The organism is Paraburkholderia sp. SIMBA_054 (genome assembly GCF_046534875.1).
GTDB lineage: Bacteria > Pseudomonadota > Gammaproteobacteria > Burkholderiales > Burkholderiaceae > Paraburkholderia > Paraburkholderia hospita.
On the sequence record NZ_JAWRXV010000005.1, the window covers coordinates 77,225 to 100,013 of the forward strand.

Consider the following 22,789-nt stretch of genomic DNA (forward strand, 5'->3'; position numbering starts at 1 on the left):
GACCGCTTACTCCGGACGCGCCGTCTTCACGGCCTGTCCGTTGGGTGCGGCATCCGCGCGATCCGCTGAACGCGGCGCGTGGCCGTACCAGCGCGGATAAAACTGTCGCACCGCCTCGCCGTCGAACCGCAGCGCATGGCAGCGGCCCAACTGGAATGGCGGTTTGTCGTTTGATTGCTCGCTCGCCTGTTCGCTTGCTTGCCCGCTCGAAGCGTTGTCTTGGGCGTCTTGTCCCGTGCTGCCTTGCGTGCCTCGGGTTGAACCGTCTGCCGATCCAGTGGATGAACCCGCGTGCTCCTCGCTTCCTGGCCCGCCTTTGTCGGTATTCCACACGTCGCCCGCGAACGCCTGGATGGCGGCAGTCGGCAGGATTGCGCACAACTCGGTGAGATGCGTGCAGCCTGTCGTGCCGGCCAGCAAACGGGCAGCATCGCGACGGAAGTTTTGCAACAGATTGAGCCCGATGAGGGCGCGATAGGCGGGATTGGAGACTTCACACAGACCGGGATACGGAACCCAGTCGGACGACGCTTCAGCGTCGACGACATTGAGCTTGCGATCGATCGTGATGCGGAGCCAGAGTTCATGGATCGGCAGGCCGTTCGGCCGGACACCCGACGCAAGCTTAACGTCACGCGGCTTGTCGTCGGTGAGGCATGCCTCGATATCCCACAGCCCATCTTCACGCTCGTATGCGTCCGCTCGGATTGCGCGGCGATGGCGCAACTGTCGGGACACTGGCGGAGAGAGCGGCATGCGAGAACAAAGGCCGGATTTAAGAACCGTTGAATTTTAGCATACTGGGTATTTGAGACTGGCCGAAGCCCGCAGAGGCTTAATGGGGCCGGGTTTGAGCGGTCTCGAGGGTGGCGTGGCAGCCTGGTGTTTCGTGCAGTGCGTCATTTTTTTGCGCGTCGCACGCCGGCCTATTCGGACGGTCAGTCTTCGTCGATACCCTTGAGAATCTTCCCGATGATTCCCTGAGAAAAACCCCGCGTGGCAAGAAAGCGCGCCTGCTTTGCGCGTTCGTTGGGTGTTTCGGGCAACGCGCCGAACTTCTTGCGCCACACCGCCTGAGCCCGCGCCAGTTCGGTTTCGCGTAACTGCGCGCTCACTTCTTCGACCAGTTCCTGTCCGACCGAATGACGCTTGAGTTCGTTGACGATGCGGCCCGCGCCCATGCGCGATGCACGCCGATTAAGCAGGCTTTCCGCGAAACGAGAATCCGACAGCCAGCCTTCGCTTTCGAGCGAATCCAGCAATGCGTCGATTGATTCGCCCTCTTCCGCGTATGGCGAGAGCTTGCGCGACAACTCCGCGCGACTGTACTCGCGGCGCGAAAGATAGCCGAGCGCACGGCCTTTGAGAGAGCGTGTGGGACGTTGTGAGGCGCGGCTCGCTGTATCAGCGGGTTTGCCTTCGCCTGGCTGGCGACGCGAGCGCGTATAGGTGACTTCTTCGCTGCTGGCATCCGCGTCCGGGCGGTCACGCGAAGCGGCACCCAGACCGGCGGCACGATCGTGAGCATCGAACGATTCGAATGGATCGAAGTTGTCGGATGACGAGTCGTTTGAAAACGATGCTGCCGTAGAAGCAGACGGGCTTGAAGACAAGCGTGACGACGATTCGAATGCATCGTCGTCACGCGGGCCGCCCGCGCTGCGTCCTGCGCCCGTAGTCGAGGAAGCAGAGCGGCCCTTGCGTATCACGCGACGATTACTCCTCTTCGCCCACTTCCTCGTCGGCACTGACGGCAGCGCCCGCCGGCATGGCATTCACGCCCAGCGACTCACGGATACGGTTTTCGATCTCGCGTGCAATGTCCGGATTCTCGCGCAGGAATTCACGCGCGTTGTCCTTGCCTTGACCAATGCGTTCGCCGCTGTAGCTGTACCAGGCGCCCGCCTTGTCGACGATCTTTGCCTGCACGCCGAGGTCGATGATTTCGCCCTGACGCGAGATACCTTCGCCGTAGAGGATGTCAAAGATCGCTTCGCGGAATGGCGGCGCCACCTTGTTCTTCACCACCTTCACGCGCGTTTCGTTGCCGATCACTTCGTCGTTCTTCTTGATCGAACCGATACGGCGAATGTCCAGACGCACCGACGCGTAGAACTTCAGCGCGTTACCACCCGTGGTGGTTTCCGGGTTGCCGAACATGACGCCGATCTTCATGCGGATCTGGTTGATGAAGATCACGAGGCAGTTCGTGCGCTTGATCGTGCCCGTCAACTTGCGCAGCGCCTGCGACATCAGACGCGCCTGCAGACCCGGCAGCGAATCGCCCATTTCGCCTTCGATTTCGGCCTTCGGCACCAGCGCCGCGACCGAGTCGATCACGATCATGTCGATCGACCCCGAACGCACCAGCGCATCCGCGATTTCGAGCGCCTGTTCGCCGGTGTCCGGCTGCGAAACCAGAAGGTCGCTGACGTCCACGCCGAGCTTTTGCGCGTACTGAATATCCAGCGCGTGTTCCGCGTCGATGAATGCTGCCGTGCCGCCAAGCTTCTGCATTTCGGCGACGACCTGCAGCGTCAGCGTGGTTTTACCCGACGATTCCGGCCCGTAGATTTCCACCACACGGCCACGCGGCAGACCACCGACGCCCAGCGCGATGTCGAGCCCCAGCGATCCCGTGGAGACCACCTGGATATCTTCGACTGCCTCACCCTGGCCGAGCCGCATGACCGACCCTTTGCCGAACTGCTTTTCGATCTGCGCAAGCGCGGCCGCGAGTGCCTTGCTCTTTTCCGCAGTCAGTCCAGCCGAGCCTTTCTTGCTTTCTTCCATGAATCGTCCTTTGCTATGATGAACGGCGTCTGAGGCAGGTGTGCAGGCCGTTGTGAACCCGGTTCGACCAACCAGCACGCTAAACGCAGACACTGTATAAAAAAACAGTAGTCTTGGCAAGCCCGATTCGCATGCGGACGTCCACATGTGCAAACGGACAACACCGACTACCAACAAAATCTTTCGGAGACGCTGTGCGCCGGAGCACCCCGGTGCCGGCCGGGCAGGGCGCATCATGCGAATTCTCATTGCCGAAGACGACAGCATACTCGCGGACGGTCTCGTCCGATCACTCCGCCAATCGGCATACGCCGTTGACCATGTGAAGACGGGAGCGGAAGCGGATACCGCGCTGTCGATGCAGACTTTCGACCTCGTCATCCTCGATCTCGGCCTGCCGAAAATGTCCGGCCTCGAAGTGCTGCGGCGTCTGCGCGCGCGCAATTCGAACGTACCCGTGCTGATCCTGACGGCAGCCGACAGCGTCGACGAGCGCGTGAAGGGCCTCGATCTCGGCGCCGACGATTACATGGCCAAGCCCTTCGCGCTGAACGAGCTCGAAGCCCGCGTGCGTGCCCTCACGCGGCGCGGCGCGGGCGGCGGGCCGACCGTCGTCAAGCACGGCTCGCTGTCGTTCGATCAGGTCGGCCGGATTGCCTATGCCAATGAGCAGGTTATCGATCTGTCCGCGCGTGAGCTAGGATTGCTCGAAGTCCTGTTGCAGCGGATCGGGCGGCTGGTGTCGAAGGAACAGCTGGTCGATCACCTGTGTGAATGGGGCGAAGAGGTCAGCAACAACGCGATCGAGGTGTACGTGCACCGGCTGCGCAAGAAGATCGAACCGAGCGGCGTGCGCATCATCACCGTGCGCGGGTTGGGTTACTGTCTGGAGAAGGCTGCGCCCCAGACGCCGGCGCAGCAGTCCGAGCCGTCCGACGCGCCCGCTGCGATGCCAGCAAGCCACTACTTCAAGTAAAGGCGTTCCATGTCCGTCCGCGCACCGCGCGCCACGGCGCACGCGGCGGATCTCGACGAAGTCCGCGACGCGCGCTACGCGAATCCTTTCGCGCCGCCCGATGAAACCGAGGCGGCTGCGGAGACGCGTCCGCGTTCGCTCTTCGGCGAGATCCTCGACTGGATGCTCGCGCCGTTGCTGCTGCTATGGCCGATGAGCCTTGCCGTCACGTACCTGGTCGCGAAGTCGATTGCGAACGGACCGTTCGATCGCGCGCTCGAAACCGACGCCTACGTGCTCGCGCGGCAGATTCACCCCGTCAATGGCATCGCCGAGCTGACGCTGCCCGATTCGACGCGTGATTTTCTTCGTGCCGACAATATAGATAGCGTGTTCTATCAGGTGCTCGGCACACGCGGCGAGCTGGTTGCAGGCGACCGCGACATGCCGCTGCCGCGCGAGGAAGACCGGCCGCAGCCGGGCATCGTCGAGTTTCGCGACGACATGGTGCGCGGCAACGACATCCGCGTCGCGTACACCACCGTCGAGTTTCCGCAGACGCCGGGCGCGCAGCCCGTGCTCGTGCAGGTGGCCGAAACGCTCGATAAACGCAGCGCGCTCGCCAACGACATCATCAAGGGCGTGATCCTGCCGCAGTTCGTGATCCTGCCGCTCGCCATCCTGCTCGTGTGGTTCGGGCTGTCGCGCGGTCTTGCGCCGCTGCACGCGCTGCAGGCGCATATTCGCGCGCGGCGCCCCGATGACCTGTCGCCGCTCGAAGCGCGCCGCGCGCCGCCGGAAATCGAGCCGCTCGTCACGTCGTTCAACGATCTGCTGACGCGTCTCGAACAGAACATGGAACTGCAAAAGCGCTTCATCGCCGATGCCGCGCATCAGATGAAGACACCGCTCGCGGGCTTGCGTACACAAGCCGAGCTGGCGCTGCGCCAGGATGCGTCGGCGGAAGTGCATCGCTCGCTCGAGCAGATCGCGACGAGCTCGGAGCACGCCGCGCGGCTCGTCACGCAGTTGCTTGCGCTCGCGCGCGCGGAGAACCGCATGTCCGGCCAGATCTTCACGCCCGTCGAGATTGGCGACGTTGCCCGCAGCGCCGTGCGCGACTGGGTCCAGCCCGCGCTCGCAAAGCAGATGGATCTCGGCTACGAAGGTCCGGAGACGCCCGAAGAAGCGATCGAAGTGGAAGGCAACCCCGTGATGTTGCGCGAGATGCTGTCGAACCTGATCGACAACGCGATCCGCTACACGCCCGCAGGCGGACGGATCACCGTGCGGGTGCGGCGCGACGACGTCGCCCGCATGGCTCATCTCGAAGTAGAGGACACGGGCCTTGGCATTCCCGCCGCCGAGCGTGAACGCGTGGTCGAGCGCTTCTACCGGATTCTCGGGCGCGAAGGTGACGGCAGCGGACTGGGTCTGGCCATCGTCCGCGAAATCGCGACGATGCACGGCGGCACGCTTGCCATCGAGGACAACGTCTATCAGACGTCGCCGCGCCTCGCCGGAACCCTCGTTCGCGTCAGCTTAAGGATGATGGATCGTGTACGGGATTTACCCTAATCCGTCAGTTTCACGCATTTCAGTCAGCACTAACATGCCACCAGTTTAGCCGCAATAAAGCATGCAATAGCCGACGTTGCGAACATTAAGCGAGAAATTCCACGATTTTCAACACTCTCAAACAAACCCTTCCCGAGTCAGAAGGCCGTAAGTTTCCACTCCAATAATCGCTACACGGACACGCCCGACCTGGCGAGCCGCGACTGATATCAATACTGGAGACGACATATGGCTACCGTAAGCGGGCAAATCTCGCACGCGCCGATGACGAAAGAAGAGAAACGGGTAATCTTCGCGTCATCGTTGGGGACGGTTTTCGAGTGGTACGACTTTTATCTGGCTGGCTCGCTCGCGGCCTTCATCAGCAAGAGCTTTTTCTCAGGCGTCAATCCGACAGCCGCATTCATCTTTACCCTTCTCGGCTTCGCGGCCGGTTTCGCAGTGCGTCCGTTCGGCGCGCTGGTGTTCGGGCGGCTCGGCGACATGGTCGGCCGCAAGTACACGTTCCTGATCACAATCGTGATCATGGGCCTGTCGACCTGCGTGGTCGGTTTCCTGCCGGGCTATGCGGCGATCGGCATGGCATCGCCGGTGATCTTCATCGCGATGCGTCTGCTGCAGGGTCTTGCCCTCGGCGGCGAGTACGGCGGCGCCGCGACTTACGTCGCAGAACATGCGCCCGCCAACCGTCGTGGCTTCTACACCGCGTGGATCCAGACGACGGCAACGCTCGGCCTGTTCCTGTCGCTGCTCGTGATTCTCGGCGTACGCACGGCAATGGGCGAAGACGCGTTCGGCGCATGGGGCTGGCGCATTCCGTTCGTCGCGTCGCTGGCGCTGCTCGGCATCTCGGTGTGGATCCGGATGCAACTGCACGAGTCGCCGGCTTTCGAGCGCATCAAGGCTGAAGGCAAGACGTCGAAGGCACCGCTGTCGGAAGCCTTCGGACAATGGAAGAATCTGAAGATCGTCATTCTGGCTCTGATTGGCGTGACGGCTGGCCAGGCAGTTGTCTGGTACACGGGCCAGTTCTATGCGCTGTTCTTCCTGACGCAGACGCTGAAGGTCGATGGCGCTAGCGCGAACATCCTGATCGCGATCGCGCTGCTGATCGGCACGCCGTTCTTCCTGTTCTTCGGTTCGCTGTCCGACCGGATCGGCCGCAAGCCGATCATCCTGGCAGGTTGCCTGATCGCGGCGCTGACGTACTTCCCGCTGTTCAAGGCACTGACGCACTATGCGAACCCGGCGCTCGAAGCCGCGACGCAGAAGTCGCCTATCGTCGTGATCGCCAATCCGGACGAGTGTTCGTTCCAGTTCAACCCGGTCGGTACGTCGAAGTTCACGAGTTCTTGCGATATCGCGAAAGGCGCGCTGTCGAAAGCTGGCTTGAACTACGACAACGTGGCGGCGCCGGCGGGCACGCTCGCGCAGATCAAGGTCGGCGACACGACTATCGATACTTATGACGGCAAGGCCGCCGACGCCAAGGACGCGGGCAAGACGTTCGACAAGAACCTGGGCACCGCGCTGAAGACGGCTGGATATCCGCCAAAGGCCGATCCATCGCAGATCAACTGGCCGATGACCGTTGTGATCCTGACGATCCTCGTCATCTACGTGACGATGGTGTACGGGCCAATTGCGGCGATGCTGGTCGAGATGTTCCCAACGAGGATCCGCTACACGTCGATGTCGCTGCCGTATCACATAGGCAATGGCTGGTTCGGCGGCTTCCTGCCAGCGACGGCGTTCGCGATCGTCGCGGCGAAGGGCAATATTTACTCAGGGCTGTGGTATCCGATCATCATCGCGCTGGCCACCTTCGTGATCGGTCTGCTTTTCGTGCGGGAGACCAAAGACTCCAATATCTACGCCCAAGACTGAGCGCGGCGTAGGTAACCGGAGTTCTCGCAAAAAGTTGTCGCGCGGGGGTTGACAGCCCCCGCCGGCATCTTCATAATCTCGCTTCTTTTGGCGAATTAGCTCAGCCGGTTAGAGCGACGGAATCATAATCCGCAGGTCCGGGGTTCGAATCCCTGATTCGCCACCAGCTTCAAAAAAAGCCGCTGTTTCTCACGAAACAGCGGCTTTTTCATTTCCAGCTCAGCGGAAAATTCGAAGACCGCGCAATCGATCCAGACAAGGGCGCACTCTTCACTTATCGACGATCCTCGTCAAATTCCCCCGCACCTTCTGCAGCAACGAAATGAGCTGCTTCGTCTCTTCCTCGGTCAGCCCGCTCAGCCCTTCGGCCGCGACCTGATCGCCGACCCGCTTGGCTTCGTCGAGCGTCCGTTCCGCCTTCTCCGTGATCCTGATCTGCTTCTCGCGCCGGTCGCGCGGATTGCCCAACCGCTCGATCCAGCCGCCCTCCTCCATCCGGTCCAGCAACCGGCCAGCCGAAATCGGCGCGACTTCCAGCAGGTCCGCGAGCCGCGCCTGGTTGATATCGCCGTAAAACGACAGATACGCGAGCGCCCGACACTGCGCGCGCGTCAGATCGACCGACAGCCGCGCGAGGTCGTCGAAACGCTTGCCGACCAGCCGGCCGACATCCGAAATGAGAAAGCCGAAGCGCTCGTCAAAATGGGTTTTCATCGCGCGATTATACGAAGCGGCGCGCCATGCCAATTTCCCCAAAGCGCGCAGTACGCCCAAAACGCGCAGCGTACAACGACTTCGGGAAACTCAGCGTATGCATAAGAATCTTCGGCCTATACAATAAGCATGCTTACTATTCTGAAGACTCAGCCTCATGGCCTCCGATTCGCCGGCAGCAAAACCCGCCGTCGAGCTGAACCGTCCGATGATCACGATCGCGATCATGCTCGCGACGCTGATGCAGACACTCGACAGCACCATCGCCAACGTCGCGCTCCCGCATATGCAGGGCACCTTGTCGGCATCGCAGGATGAGATCACGTGGGTGCTCACGTCGTACATCGTGGCCGCCGCGATCGCGACGCCGCTGACCGGCTGGCTGTCCGACCGGCTCAGCGTCAAGCGTCTGCTGATGTTCGCAGTGGGCGGCTTCACGATCGCATCGGCGTTGTGCGGGCTGTCCGAAACGCTGACGCAGATCGTCGCGTCACGGCTGTTGCAGGGCATCTTCGGCGCGTCGCTGGTGCCGCTGTCGCAGTCGATCCTGCTCGACATCAATCCGCGCGACAAGCAGGGCCAGGCGATGGCCGTGTGGGGCATGGGCGTGATGGTCGGCCCGATTCTCGGCCCGACGCTCGGCGGCTGGCTCACCGACAGCTACAACTGGCGCTGGGTGTTCTTCATCAACGTGCCGGTCGGTGCCTTCGCGCTATTCGGCATACTGACCTTCCTTCCGTCGCGCGAACCGAAACATGACGCCAAATTCGACGCGTTCGGCTTCGCGACGCTCGGCCTCGCTATCGGCGCGTTGCAGGCGATGCTCGACCGCGGCGAACAGCTCGACTGGTTCGGCTCGCATGAGATCGTGATCGAAGCGCTGATCGCGTCGATCAGTTTCGCGTTCTTCATCGCGCATACGGCGACTGTCGGCAAGACGTCGTTCTTCAAGTACGAACTGCTGAAAGACCGCAACTTCGCGACGGGCACGATTTTCATCTTCATCATCGGCGCAGTGATGTACGCGACGCGCGCGCTGCTGCCGCCGATGCTGCAGAACCTGATGAACTATCCCGTCGCAACGACGGGTCTCGTGACGGCGCCGAGCGGCGCGGGGACGATGATCGCGATGCTGTTCGCGGGACGCCTGCTCAAACATATCGACGCGCGCCTGATGCTGCTCGCGGGCTTCGTCATATCGGCGTTCGCGCTGTGGCAGATGATGCAATACACGATCGTGCTGTCGGAGTCGGATATCGTGTGGCCGGGCGTGATCCAGGGCTTCGGCCTCGGTCTCGTGTTCGTGCCGCTGAGCGCGCTGACGTTCTCGACGCTGACGCCCGCGTTGCGTGCCGACGGTACTGCCACCTATAGCCTGATGCGCAATATCGGCAGCAGTATCGGCATTTCGATCGTGCAGACGCTGCTCACGCGCAACACACAGGTCTCGCACTCGGATCTCGCCGCGAACGTGACGGCGTTCAATCCCGTCGTTGCGCCGATCCTCGCAGCGGGTTCGCGCATGGACATGGCCGTGCTCGATGTGTCGATCACCCAGCAGGCCGCGATGATCGCTTATCTGAACGACTTCAAGCTGATGTTCGTCGCGACGCTGGCCGTGATCCCGCTCGTGCTGCTGATTCGCCCGTCGCGCAGGGTGCCCGACGAATCGGTCGCACATGCGGCGATGGATTGAGCCGCACGCTTTCAGCCTTCGATCCGCCCACGCGTCACGCCGAGCAACGAAGCCATCGCGTGACGCGCGCGCGGCGCATCGCGATCGCGGATCGCTTCGAACACGGCCGTATGCTCGGCCAGCGACGCGTTGAACACATCGGCGCGCTTCGCGTTCAGCCGCAATTGCGCTTCCAGCGTGCGTTCGATCAGCGTGCCGAGTGGTATCAGCAGTTCGTTGCTGCACGCGGCGAGCACGCTCAGATGGAATTGCAGATCGGCACGCACCCATTCGTCGACATTGCGCGCCGCGACCATCGCCGAATGCGCGGCGTCGAGCGCGCCGAACGTCGCGTCGCTGTGCGATGCGGCGGCAAGCGCAGCCGCGTACGGCTCGATCATCTCGCGCATTTCCTGCAGCTTGAGCGCGAAATCCATCGCGGGCGCCACGCGTGAATACCAGTCGAGCACATCCACATCCAGCAGGTTCCACGCGGGCTTTGGACGCACACGCGTTCCCACGCGCGGCCGCGATTCGATCAGCCCTTTCGACGTCAACGTGCGCAACGCTTCGCGCAGCACCGTGCGGCTGACGCCGAACGTCTCCATCAACTCCGCTTCGCGCGGCAGGATCGATTCGGGCGCATAGTCGCCGCGCAGAATGGCTGTGCCGAGCAGATACGCCACGCGGCCGTGCAGATCTCGCTGAATGTCGGTTCTCCTGATGCTGATTGTGGGTTGATCTTGTGCCCTGCACCGTGCGACGGGCCAACGCGGACCGCCCGCGATTATCTTCGATCGCATCTGCGAAACCCATCGCCACCGAACAAAACCTTTCGCCAAATAATACTATTAATAGTATTTAAAGGCGATTTTGTTGTAGGATGTGGCTCCTCAACGGCCGCCGCCGCCACGTCCAATTAGCGGGACGAACAGGCGCGCCGCGGCCATCAACTGCAATCGGCTTTGCAAGCAAAGGAGACGCTCCCGCCATGAAGATCACCAAAATCGAGACATTCATCGTTCCGCCGCGCTGGTGCTTCGTGAAGATCGAGACCGACGAGGGCATCGTCGGCTGGGGCGAGCCGGTTGTCGAAGGCCGCGCGCACACTGTCGCAGCCGCCGTCGACGAACTCTCCGACTATCTGCTCGGCAAAGACCCGCGCAACATCGAAGACCATTGGCAGGTCATGTACCGCGCCGGCTTCTATCGCGGCGGCCCGATTTCGATGAGCGCGATTGCGGGCGTCGATCAGGCGTTGTGGGACATCAAGGGTAAATTCCACGGCGTGCCCGTGCACACGCTGCTCGGCGGCCAGGTGCGCGATCGCATCAAGGTGTATTCGTGGATCGGCGGCGACCGCCCAAGCGACGTCGCGAACAATGCGCGCGCCGTCGTCGAGCGCGGCTTCAAGGCCGTGAAGATGAACGGCTCCGAAGAGTTGCAGATCATCGACACCTTTGACAAGGTGCAAGGCGTCATCAACAACGTCGCGGCTGTGCGTGAAGCGGTCGGCCCGAACGTCGGCATCGGCGTGGACTTCCACGGCCGCGTCCACAAGCCGATGGCGAAGGTGCTCGCGAAGGAACTCGATCCGTTCAAGCTGATGTTCATCGAAGAACCCGTGCTGTCGGAGAACGTCGAGGCGCTGCGCGACATCGTCAACCAGACGAGCACGCCGATCGCGCTCGGCGAGCGTCTGTACTCGCGCTGGGACTTCAAGCACATTCTCGCGGGCGGTTACGTCGACATCATCCAGCCGGACGCGTCGCACGCGGGCGGCATTACGGAGTGCCGCAAGATCGCGTCGATGGCGGAAGCCTACGACGTCGCGCTGGCGTTGCACTGCCCGCTCGGTCCGATCGCGCTTGCCACGTGCCTGCAGATCGACGCCGTCAGCTACAACGCGTTCATCCAGGAACAGAGCCTTGGCATTCACTACAACCAGGGCAACGATCTGCTCGACTACATCAAGAACCCGGAAGTCTTCAAATACGAAGACGGCTTCGTGTCGATCCCGCAAGGGCCGGGTCTCGGCATCGAAGTGAACGAGGAGAAGGTGCGCGAAATGGCGAAGATCGGCCATCGCTGGCGCAACCCGGTGTGGCGTCACGAGGACGGCAGCGTCGCCGAATGGTAAGCAACCAGACGCGATATCGCGAATGAAACACAAACGCCGCCTTCGGGCGGCGTTTGTCATCTGACAACCCGTAGTGTCTTCGAAGACGTTACGGCGGCATGCCGCGCGCGCGGCGTATCAGTAACGTTACACAGTTGACGCGCGACGCCTTTCGACGCCTCGCGCGGCGTTGGCGTTCACCGCGAAAACCCATGCCGGACAAGCGTTTCAGCCCGATGCACCGTGCTTCGCAACGCCTGGCCCACTCCTTGCTGAATGGTATGCAAACAACCATTCGAAGAGGGGCTGCCATGGGCGAATTCCTTCCCGACTATCTGATCCGCGAACAGGCCGCCATTGGCGCGCTGGTCGTATTCGGCGTGCTGCGCGTGATCGGCGCGGTGCTTGCGTTTCAGCGCGGCTGGCGCATCTCGACGGTCGAGCGGTGTTTCATCGCTGCAGCATTTATCTATTGCCTGCCGCAGCTGCTGGATCTGCTCACGCACATGACGAGTTCACACGTGGCGGCAGCGGAACTCGAAGGCAAGGTCGCGGGCTGCGCGATCGGTCTGTTCTTCGCGCCCGTCGTCGGCCACAAGCTCGGTTACGAATGACCGCTTGCAGCCGGCGACGGGCCCGACCGGCGCGACTGGCTTCATCGCGCTCAGCCGAGCGCCGCGAAACCCGGCACGCTATGCGACAGGACAGCGGCGGCCGCGAAGATGCCGAGCATCGCGAGCGCTTCGAGATACAGCAGGTTGGCGAACGTATGCGCGTCCATCGTCGACGCCGTGCGACGCAAGCGCGGCAACGCCGAAAAGCGGTTCAATCCGCCTAGCACCAGCGCCAGCGCAACCAGCGCGAGCTTGAGCATCAGCACGTGCCCCCAGGTACTCGTTTCGATCGCGAGGAACGAATTGCCCGAACCCCGCGCCGCGTTGAACACGCCTGAGAGCAGCACGAACACGACAGCAACCAGCGACACATTCGACAACTGCGTCGCCGTGCGGATCAGCACGCCGCGCGCGATCGACGTGCCGAGCGCCGGCAGCACCGAGAGCCCGGCCGCGAGCACGAGGCCGCCCCACACGGACGTCGTGAGCACGTGCAGCGTGTGCATGCCGATGGCCGCCGACGCCACGCCCGCATCCGCCGCGTGACCCAAGGTCGCCTTACCGCCCGCAATCGCGATCACGGCAAGCCACAGCAGCGCGTTGCGCAACACATTGGTCTGCCGTGCAAACGACACGAGCAGCAGCACCAGCGCCCCCGCAAACGCGACACTCCAGCCGAAGCCGACGTGCGTTTGCGACAGCATCGTCGGCACGACGCCGAACGCTTCCGGCAAGCGCACGCCCGCCATCTCGGCCGCCTGATAAAGCAGCCAGCCGAGATCGGCCAGCACCAGCACGATCGCGGACGCCTGCATCGACCGCTGCGCGCGCAACCATGCGGGGCGCGCGGGCGCGATCTTCGCCTGCGCATCGTTGACGAGCCACGCGCTGAGCAAGGCCGAACCGACGGCAAACGCAAACGCGACGTTCATGAGCGCGGCCATCGCGACCTGCCCGATCCACAATCCGTCGACTCTCATTTGACGGCGAAGGCGTAGCTGCCCTTCGTCCGATGTCCGTCTTCGGCGACAGCCGTCCATTGCACCGTGTAGCGCCCCGGCGCGAGCGGCTGCAGCCCGAGATGCATGGTCTTCGTGTCCTGCGGATCGACCTGCGAGGCTGCCGATGCAGCCGGTTTGTCGTTGGCATCGACGAGCGCGAGCTTGCTGAACGCCGGCTCGAGCGGCTCGCTGAAGTGGATCGTCACGGCCGAGGGCGCGGCGACTTCAGCGTCCGGCGCGGGATCGCGCGACGTGGGCGTCGCGTGGGCAAAGGCGTTCGACGCGACGGCGAGCGACACGCCGCACGCCGCGAGCCAGCGAAGCGGCAAGCGAGAAAGCAAGGAGAAATTCATAGGCTGGCTGTAGGTGGAAAACGCGGGGACGGTCCGGATAGTACGCTTCGATGTTTTGCGGCCCTGTCAGTTCAACAACGACCGGGCCTTGCCCGAGGCAAAGCGCCTACACGAATTCGCTCAAAACTGGAACATCGAGAGGCAACAAAGCGACAGCGGCCGTCGATGCAAAATGCGCAATCTTAAATTAGTTGGAAGCGCTACCGCCAGGCCGGCACTCAACCGGAAGCACGCCAAGAACGCGAACGATGGCGGCGAATTGCGTCAACTTGTCGCATCGAGCGTGTCGCTCGGGCGCGTCAGGCATGAAGTTCGTCGCATGTGGCAAATAGTCACCATTACCCATCGATGATAGAATGCGAGGTCGCTGCGCACCGTCCGCCGCATTCATCGCGCTGCACACACCGATCCGTTCGAAGTTCGGCCAGGCCCCCGATAATGATGGAGTTACGCGTGTCTTCAAGACGCATTTTTCGACCGCTGCTCGCCCTGTTGCTGATCGGGTGTGCAGGCGTATCTGGCGCTGTACAAGCGCAAACCCAGCCTAAAGCTCCGGACACGATGGAAGCGCGCGTGCAAGGTTGCACGGCGTGTCACGGTTCGAAAGGTCAGGGCACGGATAACGACTATTTTCCGCGTCTCGCCGGCAAGCCGGCCGAGTACCTGTACAACCAGTTGAAGAACTTCCGTGAAGGCCGGCGCAAGTACCCGCCGATGAACTACCTCGTCACGTATCTCTCCGACGACTACCTTCACGACATTGCAACGTACTTCTCGCAGCAGCGTCCGCCGTATCCGACGCCGTCGAAACCGACGGTCGCCGATTCCGTGCTCGCGCGCGGCAAGGAAATTGTGCTGAACGGCGACGCGTCGAGGCAGATTCCCGCTTGCGCGGCGTGCCACGGCAAGTTGCTGACGGGCATGGAACCGGCTATCCCGGGTCTGGTCGGCCTGCACATGGACTACATCAGCGCACAGCTGGGCGCATGGCGTTCGGGTTCGCGTCACGCAATCGAGCCTGACTGCATGCACACGATCGCCACGCGTCTGACGGACGCCGACGTGAACGCAGTCGCCGCGTGGCTGTCCACGCAGCAGGCGCCGCAGAACCCCGTGCCGGCACCCGCCAAATCGTTGAAGACTCCGCTTGCCTGCGGCAGCGAACCGCAATAAGGCACCGGGAGAGACAAACAATGAAACGCAAGTCTTTGTTCGCGCTTTCGGCCGTCGTCGTGGTAGCGGCTGCCGCGCTGGTTCCCGTCCTGTGGTCGGGCAGCGACTATCTGCATAACGGCACCGCCGTCGCAGCCACGCCGGCAGACCAGGCTGCAATGATCAAGAAGGGCGAGTACCTCGCCCGCGCTGGCGACTGTATCGCCTGCCACACGGTGCGCGGCGGCAAGGAGTTCGCCGGCGGCCTGCCGATGGCCACGCCGTTCGGCACGCTGTTCACGCCGAACATCACGCCTGACGACCAGTACGGCATCGGCAAGTGGTCGCAGGACGACTTCTACCGCGCGATGCACACGGGCCGCTCGAAGGACGGCAGCCTGCTTTATCCGGCCTTCCCGTTCACGAGCTACACGAAGGTCTCGCGCGCCGACGCGGACGCGATCTACGCGTACCTGCGTTCGGTCCCGCCCGTCGCGGTGCCGAGCCGTCCGCACGAACTGAAGTTCCCGTTCAACAACCGGAACCTGCTGATCGGCTGGCGCACGTTGTTCTTCCGTGAAGGCGAGTACAAGGCGGACCCGACCAAGTCGGTGGAATGGAACCGCGGCGCGTATCTGATCGAAGGCCTCGGCCACTGCGGCATGTGCCACACGTCGATCAACGCGATGGGCGGCCCGGTGAACTCGGCTGCGTTTGCGGGCGGTCTGATCCCGCTGCAGAACTGGTATGCGCCTTCGCTGACGTCGAACAAGGAAGCCGGCCTCGGCGACTGGGACATCAAGGACATTTCCGATCTGCTGAAGACTGGCGTGTCGCAACGCGGCGCGGTGTTCGGTCCGATGGCTGAAGTGGTTCACAACAGCCTGCAGTACATGTCGGACGAAGACATCCACGCCATGTCGACGTACCTGAAGACGATTCCGCAGAAGGACGAAGCGCCCGAGCATCTGCAACTGGAGACGTCGCAACAGTTCGGCAGCGAACTTTTGAAGCAAGGCCAGAAGATCTACGCTGACAACTGCGCGAAGTGCCACGCGGAGAACGGTCTCGGTATGCCGCCGTCGTTCCCGCCGCTCGCGAACAATCCGTCGATCCAGATGCCGTCGGCCGTGAACCCGATCCGTATGGTGCTGAACGGCGGTTATCCGCCGAGCACGGGTGGCAATCCGAAGCCGTATGGCATGCCGCCGTTTGCCCAAGCGCTGTCGAATCAGGAAGTGGCAGCCGTTGTGACGTACATCCGCCAGTCGTGGGGCAACCACGGCACGGCTGTGTCGCCGCAACAAGTGTCCGATCTGCGTTCGGCGCCGCTCGACTAAGCGTCGTCTGAAGGTTCAGGGCGCGGCCTGCGATAATCGCGGCCGCGCCCTTCGCTTTTTTCAGGAGCGTGGTTTCGAAGTTGATCGGCGTCGAAGACATCCGGCCTATCGGGCGTATAACGTTGGTCCCGTGTTGATTGTCGGATGAGATGGGCATCATGCAGGAGGAAGTGCCGTGCAAATCGGGGAGCGTCTGAACAGCATCACCCACCTCGTCGGCGCCGTGCTGTCGGTGGCGGGGCTGGCGACGCTCGTGACGATGGGCGCGCTCGACGGCGATGCGTACAAGGTCGTGAGCTTCAGCGTCTATGGCGCGATGCTCTGCGCGCTGTACGGCATCTCGACGCTGTATCACAGCGTGCGTCGTCCGCGTCTGAAAGCGATCTTGCAGAAGTGCGATCACTCTGCGATTTATCTGCTGATCGCGGGCAGCTACACGCCATTCACGCTGGTCACGTTGCGTGGTCCATGGGGATGGTCGCTATTCGGAGTAAGCTGGGGTCTGGCCGCGCTCGGGATCGTGCAGGAACTGACGCTCGGGCGACGCACCCGCAGCGTATCGATGGTGCTGTATGTGCTGATGGGATGGCTCGCGCTCGTTGCCGTCCGTCCGCTGGTCACTGCATTGCCGGCCGCGGGTACGGCCTGGCTGCTGGCTGGCGGAATCATCTATAGCGCAGGCATCTACTTCTTCATCAACGACGAGCGCATCCGGCACGGACATGGCATCTGGCACCTGTTCGTACTCGCCGGCAGTCTGTGTCAGTTCGTCAGCGTCGCGCGTTATGTCGCATGAGGCGCATGACGGCGGATGCAACTTAATGCCAGTCGACGTGTCTGCATAGCTCGTCGAGCAATTCGGCACGCATCTAGCGTGCCGCCGATTTCTCCGTGAACGGTGAGTGTCGGGCGAGCGATCATGCGAGTCGCCCGCGAACGCGCCTTCTGGCCGCGTTTGACACCGTTTGCACAATTGCATTGCAAAGAGTTTTTATGTCTTTTGATTCCCTCGGCTTGTCCGAACAGCTGGTCCGCGCAGTCAACGAACTCGGCTACACATCGCCGACTCCGATTCAGCAGCAAGCCATTCCCGCCGTGCTCAACGGCGGCGATCTGTTGGCCGGCGCCCAGACGGGCACGGGCAAAACGGCCGGCTTCACGCTGCCTATCCTGCAACGTCTTCTCACCATGCCGCCCGCGCCGGGCGGCAAGCGCGTCGTACGCGCGCTGATCCTCACGCCGACGCGTGAACTGGCCGCGCAGGTCGAGGAAAGCGTGCGCGCGTATGGCAAGTATCTGAAGCTGAAGTCGACTGTGATGTTCGGCGGCGTCGGTATCAACCCGCAAATCGATGCGTTGCGGCGCGGCGTCGATATCGTCGTTGCGACGCCTGGGCGTCTGCTCGACCACATGCAGCAGAAGACCATCGACCTGTCGCATCTCGAGATTCTCGTGCTTGACGAAGCTGACCGCATGCTCGACATGGGCTTCATTCACGACATCAAGCGCGTGCTCGCCAAGCTGCCGCCGAAGCGCCAGAACCTGCTGTTCTCGGCCACCTTCTCGGACGAAATCAAGGCGCTCGCCGACAACCTGCTCGATTCACCCGCGCTGATCGAAGTCGCACGCCGCAATACGACAGCCGAATCGGTCGCGCAGAAGATTCACCCTGTCGACCGCGATCGCAAGCGCGAGATGCTCACGCATCTGATCAAACAGCACAACTGGTTTCAGGTGCTCGTGTTCACGCGCACGAAGCATGGCGCGAACCGTCTCGCCGAACAGCTGACGAAGGATGGCATTAGCGCGCTCGCGATCCACGGCAACAAGAGCCAGTCGGCCCGCACGCGTGCGCTGGCCGAGTTCAAGAACAACACGCTGCAGGTGCTCGTCGCCACCGACATCGCGGCGCGCGGCATCGATATCGACCAGTTGCCGCACGTCGTCAATTTCGATCTGCCGAACGTGCCGGAAGACTACGTGCACCGTATCGGCCGCACGGGCCGCGCGGGCGCGACGGGCGAGGCGGTTTCCCTGGTGTGCGTCGATGAGCTTCAACTGCTGAAGGACATCGAGAAGCTGATCAAGCGCGCCGTGCCGCAAGAAGTGATCGCGGGCTTCGAGCCGGATCCGAATGCACGGCCCGAGCCGATCCTGCGCCGCGGCCAAGGCGGTGGTGGTGGAGGTGGCGGCCGTCAGCCGCGCCAGGGTCAAGGCCAGGGTCAAGGGCAGCGGCAAGCTCAAGGGCAGCAAAAGCGCGAAGGCTCGGCCAACGGGAACAATGGCGCATCGCGCGGCGGCCAACGCGCTTCGGGCGACAAGCCGAAGCAGCAAGCCAAACCGCAAGCGGCCAAGCCTGCGCAGGCGCGCGCCGATGGCTCGCGTCATCAGGACAACAAGCCGCGTGCCGTCGCGCATGAAGGCAACGCGCGTGCTCCGCACGCACCGCGCAAGCCGCACGGCGCCAATCCGGGTGCATTGCTCGGCGGTGGCGGCAAGCCGCGCTCTGGTGCGCCGCGCGGCGGTCAGCGCGGCAACTGACGCAACACGGAGACGCCCGGCATTTTCAATGCGGGCGTCTCACACTTGTCCGACTGCTATCTGCCAGCCGCCGCGCCGCCGGCGGCTTTCTTCAGGTACTCGATCTGCTGCGTCCAGCGCTCGAGCACTGCATCTCTCCCCTCTTCCAGGTCGAACGTGATGCCCGCCGTCAGGCGCGCATAGCGCACGCGATGCGCTTCGCCGGATTCGATCGACCCAGCGAAGCACGCAAGGCCCGCAGCATCCGCGCTCATCGGCGCGAGCGCGAGCTGAATCTGATAGAACGCCTCATCGAACACGAACGTCAGCGCGGCACGGCCGCTGCGCGCAATTGCCTGCGCGGCGCGCGATTGCGGCCACAGCGCGACGCATAGCGTGCGCGAGTCCGGCGCGTACAGTTCGCCGATGCCGAGCAGCGACGTACGCAAATGTGCGCCGCTTTCGTCGACGGTCAACAGCGATGCCGTAAAGCCGACCTTCGATGCGAGCGCCGAGCCGTCGAACAACGCGCGCAATTCGGCCGGCCATTCGTCGAATATCTGTTGATCGAGTGCGCGGTTTTGCTCCGCGGATGCGGTCATGGGTCATTCCTCCGTCGTAGCCACGCTGGCGCGCGGCGTTCAGCGCAAATGCAAATGGCCCGCTTGCAGGGCGGGCCATTCATGCGTCAACAGCCCAGGCCTTCGACGCCCGGCTGCGTACCGCGACGCTCAGCGAAAAAAGACGTGCTGCGTGATCTTCGCGAGCGGGTAATGGACACCTGGCTGAATCTTCGCCGGCAAATCGAGCGGCTTGAGCAGCATCTTCACACACATATCGGCCGACAGGTTGTGCCGCACGAGCTTGTTCACGCGTGCAGCCTTGTCGCGGTTATACACAGGGTCGTTGACGCGTTCGGGATAGCGGATCGCGAATACGTGACGCAGCGCGATCTCCGAGTCTTCGTTCTTGATCTCCATCACGCGCCGCATCAACGCGCCAAGCACGGCGAGCCGGCCATTGCCCTCGATCTTGTTGTACTTCTTGAAGTACTTGAAAAAGTGCTTGTAGTGACGGACTTCGTCGGTGCGGATGTTGTCGGTGATTTCCTTCAGCACGGGTTCGTCCGAACACACGCCGATCGCCCGATACAGCGTAGCCGTTCCCGTCTCGACGACGCAGCGCGCGACCATCTCCAGCGCGCGGGTCTTCTCGAAGTCTTCCATGTTGCAGGTCTTCGAATACTCTTCGAAGAAGTTGTGGAACGCCGTGTCCCAATCGAACTCGGGCCAGACGTGCGCGATGTACGCCTTCAGCGCGCGGCCGTGCTGCATCTCTTCGGGCTCCCATTCGTTGTTGAGCCACGCCGACACCTCGGGATCGCCGTTGAAGAACCTGCTCAGATTGCTCGTGTAAAGATCAGTACCGCTTTCGATAAACGAGGCTGCGCAAAGCAGTAACAAGAGGTCTTCATTGGCGACCGCGCGTTGACGGTCGATGTGATTGAGATCGATGTCTTCGATGCGCCAGGGCATCACGTGACCAGCCTCGTTGTGCATAAAAGTTCGCTCCGAAAACTGTAGCGCCTCGTGCGCGGGCTGAACCGCGCCTATCCCGGTTCGACCGCCGCCCTTGACGCCTACAGTGCCTTGCAACATTGAATTTTTATCTTCATCTTAGACGCTGCTCTGCAAATTCGCAGACAACAGAGCAGAGACCACGCGGGATCGACGCAGTTCCACCCGAACCTTGATTGATCGTGCGAATGCACAAAAGACTACACATCGGATGACTCGAACAACCTGGCAAGCGCGAAGTCGCACGACAAAGCTGCATCGCACAGGTGCCTTACGCTTCCTTTCGACCAGCGCTCCGGCGATCGAAAAAATTCGAACACAAACCAACGACGACGAACACAACGAAGGTCTTACAATACGGCCAAGCCAACCTTCGCCCGCTTCAGGTGCGGCGCTCACAAAAACATCATGACACGAGACCCCCGCCTCACGCTTAACGCACGTCAACAGGAACTGCTGGAGTGGGTGCAACGCGACGGCTTCGTCACGGTCGACGATCTGGCCGCGCACTTCGACGTGACGCCGCAGACGATTCGCCGCGACGTCAACTGGCTCGCCGACATGAATCTTCTGCGTCGCTATCACGGCGGCGCGAGTCTGCCGACCAGTTCCGAGAACGTCTCGTACAGCGCGCGGCAGCGGATGTTCCATGACGAGAAGCGGCGCATCGCGGCGCTGGTCGCCACGCACATTCCGGATCAGGCGTCTCTCTTCATCAATCTCGGCACGACGACGGAAGAAGTCGCACGCGCGCTGAACCGGCATCGCGGGCTGCGCGTGATCACGAATAACCTGAACGTCGCGAGCATGATGAGCGGCTACCCGGATTGCGAGGTGCTGGTGACGGGCGGGATCGTGCGTCCGTGGGACAAGGGCATCGTCGGCGAACTGACCATCGACTTCATCCGCCAGTTCAAGGTCGACTTCGCGATCATCGGCACGTCGAGCATCGAAACGGACGGCACGCTGCGCGACTTCGACACGCGCGAGGTGCGTGTCGCCGAGGCGATCATCGAACATTCGCGCACGGTCTTCCTCGCCGCCGACCATTCGAAATTCGGCCGCCCGGCGCTCGTACGCCAGGGGCATCTGAACCAGATCGATTCTCTCTTCACCGACGCGCCGCCGCCGCCCGACATGACGGAAACGCTGACGAACGCGGGCACGCAGGTCTATATTGCCGAGTGACCTTGGGCACGGCCTGCGACGCGAAGGCTAACGCAGGCCGGCGGCGTCGCGAGTCCGTTTCCGCCATGCTGCACCGCACGCAAAACCTCCAGTGAAATCAAGGATTTGCTGCGCCCAGCAGACCGCCTCTCACACGCGGCGCTGTCAACGGGAAAATTTACAGGGGCCCATTTGGACTTCCGGCCGCGATTGACTACACTCCAGTTCCCCAACGTCCTTAAACGTCCCTGGACTGAGCGGAATGCAGTGGACATGGGGTGAAGCAAGCACAACTTCAGGCCTGATCCGCGGGATTCACCGCCCGCTGGATCCTCCGTCTGCCGGCAGGGCCGTCGGCGGGCGCAAAGGCCACCCGACTACGCTTGACATGGAGAGAAACGATGCTGAGTCCGCATGAATTCGCCACGTTGTTGCTCGTCAAGGACGCCCCTAACCAGGTCGATATGGAACGCGAAGAACTCGACGCACTGCTCGAACGGCAGCTCGTGGAGCTCGAAAGACTCGCGTCGGGCTTGCAACAATGGCGCATCACGGAATCGGGAGACACGGCTCTTCGCGCGATCAAGCGCTTTTCCTGACGGCAATCGAGCGAACTTAACGCGCTTGCCAGTCATATCACTGCGGCCGTCGGCGTGTTCGCAACGGACACGCGAGCATACGGACGCCTGGACGGTCACGCGGCTTGCCCGCCTGGCCGTCTTTATGTTTTCAGGCTTGCCACGTCATCTTTGAACGACGCGCCCGCGCGCGCCAGTCGAGACCTTAGCCGCTGCGCAGCGTCGGATCGACGGCTGCGCGCCAGCTCAGCGCCTTTACGCGCTGAGTGTTGAAGAACTCCACCCACTGACGGCGCGCCTGCGGGTCCGCGCTCGCGCCCTGCGCCGCGTAGCGCTGCGCCAGCGCCGTCTGGAACGCGCAGTAATCCGCCCTCGACAACCCGCCACGCTTGTTCGCCACATACGCGTCGAACAGCGTCACATAGACGGATTGCGCGTCGCTGCCGTAGTCGGCCGGCTGGCTTCCGCACATCGCCTGCAGATCCGCGAACGACGGCGCGCCCAGCGTTCCGTTCAGGCTCGGCGTGCTGACGCATCCCGTCAACACCGCCGCGATCGACAGCGCCGCCGCGCCCGTTTTCCAGAGTCCACGCATGAAATTCACCTCGTATCGCCGCAATCCGGCTCGTTGCCGGAAGTATCGTCTGCGCGCGGCAAACGTGCCACCGGCGCGCGGAATCGCGCACCAATCCAAGGCAAGTCGAACTTTACTTTTTCGAATATGTTCATTAAAGTTTCGAAAACGAACATTACGACTTTACATCAA

The 22,789-nt window shown here is 62.5% G+C and carries 22 protein-coding genes and 1 tRNA gene; 13 read left to right on the forward strand and 10 right to left on the reverse strand.

Annotated elements, in window-relative coordinates; all coding sequences use genetic code 11:
* Window positions 1-6: 6 nt before the first annotated feature.
* From SB822_RS07740 to recA, 3 genes are all read right to left on the reverse strand, one after another.
* Window positions 7-756 carry a DUF2889 domain-containing protein gene (locus SB822_RS07740; RefSeq protein WP_007737367.1) on the reverse strand — a complete coding sequence of 250 codons (750 nt, stop codon included), beginning with the start codon at window positions 754-756 and terminating at the stop codon, window positions 7-9.
* Window positions 757-938: 182 nt separating this feature from the next.
* The gene (gene recX / locus SB822_RS07745) at window positions 939-1,709 is read right to left on the reverse strand and encodes a recombination regulator RecX (RefSeq protein ID WP_090835971.1); all 771 of its coding nucleotides are present in this window, start codon (window positions 1,707-1,709) and stop codon (window positions 939-941) included.
* A gap of 7 nt (window positions 1,710-1,716) precedes the next feature.
* Window positions 1,717-2,793, reverse strand: a complete 1,077-nt coding sequence (recA, locus tag SB822_RS07750) for a recombinase RecA (protein WP_007586120.1) — start codon at window positions 2,791-2,793, stop codon at window positions 1,717-1,719.
* Between the two features lie 235 nt (window positions 2,794-3,028).
* Between recA and SB822_RS07755 the strand changes: the two genes are divergently transcribed.
* The 4 genes from SB822_RS07755 to SB822_RS07770 all read left to right on the forward strand — a co-directional run bounded on the left by SB822_RS07755 (window position 3,029) and on the right by SB822_RS07770 (window position 7,379).
* A complete protein-coding gene (locus SB822_RS07755) occupies window positions 3,029-3,769 on the forward strand; it encodes a response regulator transcription factor (protein WP_007586121.1) in 741 nt (246 codons plus the stop codon).
* A 9-nt stretch (window positions 3,770-3,778) separates the two neighbouring features.
* Window positions 3,779-5,326: a sensor histidine kinase gene (locus SB822_RS07760; protein WP_090835970.1), complete on the forward strand. Its 1,548-nt coding sequence runs from the start codon at window positions 3,779-3,781 to the stop codon at window positions 5,324-5,326.
* Between the two features lie 228 nt (window positions 5,327-5,554).
* Window positions 5,555-7,213 (forward strand): MFS transporter, encoded by a 1,659-nt coding sequence (locus SB822_RS07765; RefSeq protein ID WP_007586123.1) that lies wholly within the window; start codon window positions 5,555-5,557, stop codon window positions 7,211-7,213.
* Between the two features lie 89 nt (window positions 7,214-7,302).
* Window positions 7,303-7,379 (forward strand) — tRNA-Met (locus tag SB822_RS07770).
* Window positions 7,380-7,483: 104 nt separating this feature from the next.
* Here SB822_RS07770 and SB822_RS07775 read toward each other — a convergent pair.
* Entirely contained in the window at window positions 7,484-7,927 is a 444-nt protein-coding gene (locus tag SB822_RS07775) for a MarR family winged helix-turn-helix transcriptional regulator (RefSeq protein ID WP_007737366.1), read from the reverse strand.
* A 157-nt stretch (window positions 7,928-8,084) separates the two neighbouring features.
* Here SB822_RS07775 and SB822_RS07780 point away from each other — a divergent pair, with 157 nt between their 5' ends.
* Window positions 8,085-9,623 (forward strand): DHA2 family efflux MFS transporter permease subunit, encoded by a 1,539-nt coding sequence (locus SB822_RS07780; protein WP_090835969.1) that lies wholly within the window; start codon window positions 8,085-8,087, stop codon window positions 9,621-9,623.
* Between the two features lie 11 nt (window positions 9,624-9,634).
* Here the strand turns inward: SB822_RS07780 and SB822_RS07785 are convergent, their stop codons facing one another.
* Window positions 9,635-10,312 (reverse strand): FadR/GntR family transcriptional regulator, encoded by a 678-nt coding sequence (locus tag SB822_RS07785; protein WP_176133862.1) that lies wholly within the window; start codon window positions 10,310-10,312, stop codon window positions 9,635-9,637.
* Between the two features lie 281 nt (window positions 10,313-10,593).
* Here SB822_RS07785 and dgoD point away from each other — a divergent pair, with 281 nt between their 5' ends.
* A complete protein-coding gene (dgoD, locus tag SB822_RS07790) occupies window positions 10,594-11,742 on the forward strand; it encodes a galactonate dehydratase (protein WP_090835968.1) in 1,149 nt (382 codons plus the stop codon).
* A gap of 290 nt (window positions 11,743-12,032) precedes the next feature.
* A complete protein-coding gene (locus SB822_RS07795; protein ID WP_007586135.1) occupies window positions 12,033-12,335 on the forward strand; it encodes a hypothetical protein in 303 nt (100 codons plus the stop codon).
* A gap of 50 nt (window positions 12,336-12,385) precedes the next feature.
* Here the strand turns inward: SB822_RS07795 and SB822_RS07800 are convergent, their stop codons facing one another.
* Entirely contained in the window at window positions 12,386-13,315 is a 930-nt protein-coding gene (locus SB822_RS07800) for a CopD family protein (RefSeq protein ID WP_007737363.1), read from the reverse strand.
* Window positions 13,312-13,689 carry a copper homeostasis periplasmic binding protein CopC gene (gene copC, locus SB822_RS07805; RefSeq protein ID WP_090835967.1) on the reverse strand — a complete coding sequence of 126 codons (378 nt, stop codon included), beginning with the start codon at window positions 13,687-13,689 and terminating at the stop codon, window positions 13,312-13,314. The genes SB822_RS07800 and copC overlap by 4 nt, the downstream gene beginning before the upstream one ends.
* Before the next feature lie 441 nt (window positions 13,690-14,130).
* On the opposite strand from copC, the gene SB822_RS07810 reads away from it, so the two are divergent.
* From SB822_RS07810 to SB822_RS07825, 4 genes are all read left to right on the forward strand, one after another.
* Window positions 14,131-14,862, forward strand: a complete 732-nt coding sequence (locus SB822_RS07810; RefSeq protein ID WP_079500062.1) for a c-type cytochrome — start codon at window positions 14,131-14,133, stop codon at window positions 14,860-14,862.
* Window positions 14,863-14,882: 20 nt separating this feature from the next.
* Window positions 14,883-16,181: a cytochrome c gene (locus SB822_RS07815; protein WP_007586147.1), complete on the forward strand. Its 1,299-nt coding sequence runs from the start codon at window positions 14,883-14,885 to the stop codon at window positions 16,179-16,181.
* A gap of 175 nt (window positions 16,182-16,356) precedes the next feature.
* Window positions 16,357-16,977 (forward strand): PAQR family membrane homeostasis protein TrhA, encoded by a 621-nt coding sequence (trhA, locus tag SB822_RS07820; protein WP_007586149.1) that lies wholly within the window; start codon window positions 16,357-16,359, stop codon window positions 16,975-16,977.
* A 197-nt stretch (window positions 16,978-17,174) separates the two neighbouring features.
* On the forward strand, window positions 17,175-18,722 hold the full coding sequence (locus SB822_RS07825) for a DEAD/DEAH box helicase (RefSeq protein WP_090835966.1): 1,548 nt from the start codon (window positions 17,175-17,177) through the stop codon (window positions 18,720-18,722).
* A 56-nt stretch (window positions 18,723-18,778) separates the two neighbouring features.
* Here SB822_RS07825 and SB822_RS07830 read toward each other — a convergent pair whose 3' ends face one another.
* Both SB822_RS07830 and SB822_RS07835 read right to left on the reverse strand, forming a co-directional pair.
* Window positions 18,779-19,303, reverse strand: a complete 525-nt coding sequence (locus SB822_RS07830; protein ID WP_090835965.1) for a hypothetical protein — start codon at window positions 19,301-19,303, stop codon at window positions 18,779-18,781.
* Window positions 19,304-19,432: 129 nt separating this feature from the next.
* A complete protein-coding gene (locus SB822_RS07835) occupies window positions 19,433-20,260 on the reverse strand; it encodes a ferritin-like domain-containing protein (RefSeq protein ID WP_090836000.1) in 828 nt (275 codons plus the stop codon).
* A 426-nt stretch (window positions 20,261-20,686) separates the two neighbouring features.
* Between SB822_RS07835 and SB822_RS07840 the strand changes: the two genes are divergently transcribed.
* Both SB822_RS07840 and SB822_RS07845 read left to right on the forward strand, forming a co-directional pair.
* On the forward strand, window positions 20,687-21,466 hold the full coding sequence (locus SB822_RS07840) for a DeoR/GlpR family DNA-binding transcription regulator (protein ID WP_007586161.1): 780 nt from the start codon (window positions 20,687-20,689) through the stop codon (window positions 21,464-21,466).
* A 380-nt stretch (window positions 21,467-21,846) separates the two neighbouring features.
* Complete coding sequence (locus SB822_RS07845; RefSeq protein WP_007586164.1) at window positions 21,847-22,044, forward strand: hypothetical protein; 198 nt, start codon at window positions 21,847-21,849, stop codon at window positions 22,042-22,044.
* A 184-nt stretch (window positions 22,045-22,228) separates the two neighbouring features.
* Here the strand turns inward: SB822_RS07845 and SB822_RS07850 are convergent, their stop codons facing one another.
* Window positions 22,229-22,618, reverse strand: a complete 390-nt coding sequence (locus SB822_RS07850; protein ID WP_079500204.1) for a hypothetical protein — start codon at window positions 22,616-22,618, stop codon at window positions 22,229-22,231.
* Window positions 22,619-22,789 lie beyond the last annotated feature (171 nt).

Bases quoted from the DNA above. Each gene is read 5' to 3' on its own strand.
- SB822_RS07740 (WP_007737367.1), bottom strand. From the start codon at position 756: ATGCCGCTCTCTCCGCCAGTGTCCCGACAGTTGCGCCATCGCCGCGCA.
- recA (WP_007586120.1), bottom strand. From the start codon at position 2,793: ATGGAAGAAAGCAAGAAAGGCTCGGCTGGACTGACTGCGGAAAAGAGC.
- SB822_RS07755 (WP_007586121.1), top strand. From the start codon at position 3,029: ATGCGAATTCTCATTGCCGAAGACGACAGCATACTCGCGGACGGTCTC.
- SB822_RS07760 (WP_090835970.1), top strand. From the start codon at position 3,779: ATGTCCGTCCGCGCACCGCGCGCCACGGCGCACGCGGCGGATCTCGAC.
- SB822_RS07765 (WP_007586123.1), top strand. From the start codon at position 5,555: ATGGCTACCGTAAGCGGGCAAATCTCGCACGCGCCGATGACGAAAGAA.
- SB822_RS07775 (WP_007737366.1), bottom strand. From the start codon at position 7,927: ATGAAAACCCATTTTGACGAGCGCTTCGGCTTTCTCATTTCGGATGTC.
- SB822_RS07780 (WP_090835969.1), top strand. From the start codon at position 8,085: ATGGCCTCCGATTCGCCGGCAGCAAAACCCGCCGTCGAGCTGAACCGT.
- dgoD (WP_090835968.1), top strand. From the start codon at position 10,594: ATGAAGATCACCAAAATCGAGACATTCATCGTTCCGCCGCGCTGGTGC.
- SB822_RS07795 (WP_007586135.1), top strand. From the start codon at position 12,033: ATGGGCGAATTCCTTCCCGACTATCTGATCCGCGAACAGGCCGCCATT.
- SB822_RS07800 (WP_007737363.1), bottom strand. From the start codon at position 13,315: ATGAGAGTCGACGGATTGTGGATCGGGCAGGTCGCGATGGCCGCGCTC.
- copC (WP_090835967.1), bottom strand. From the start codon at position 13,689: ATGAATTTCTCCTTGCTTTCTCGCTTGCCGCTTCGCTGGCTCGCGGCG.
- SB822_RS07810 (WP_079500062.1), top strand. From the start codon at position 14,131: ATGGAGTTACGCGTGTCTTCAAGACGCATTTTTCGACCGCTGCTCGCC.
- SB822_RS07815 (WP_007586147.1), top strand. From the start codon at position 14,883: ATGAAACGCAAGTCTTTGTTCGCGCTTTCGGCCGTCGTCGTGGTAGCG.
- SB822_RS07825 (WP_090835966.1), top strand. From the start codon at position 17,175: ATGTCTTTTGATTCCCTCGGCTTGTCCGAACAGCTGGTCCGCGCAGTC.
- SB822_RS07830 (WP_090835965.1), bottom strand. From the start codon at position 19,303: ATGACCGCATCCGCGGAGCAAAACCGCGCACTCGATCAACAGATATTC.
- SB822_RS07835 (WP_090836000.1), bottom strand. From the start codon at position 20,260: ATGCACAACGAGGCTGGTCACGTGATGCCCTGGCGCATCGAAGACATC.
- SB822_RS07840 (WP_007586161.1), top strand. From the start codon at position 20,687: ATGACACGAGACCCCCGCCTCACGCTTAACGCACGTCAACAGGAACTG.
- SB822_RS07845 (WP_007586164.1), top strand. From the start codon at position 21,847: ATGCTGAGTCCGCATGAATTCGCCACGTTGTTGCTCGTCAAGGACGCC.
- SB822_RS07850 (WP_079500204.1), bottom strand. From the start codon at position 22,618: ATGCGTGGACTCTGGAAAACGGGCGCGGCGGCGCTGTCGATCGCGGCG.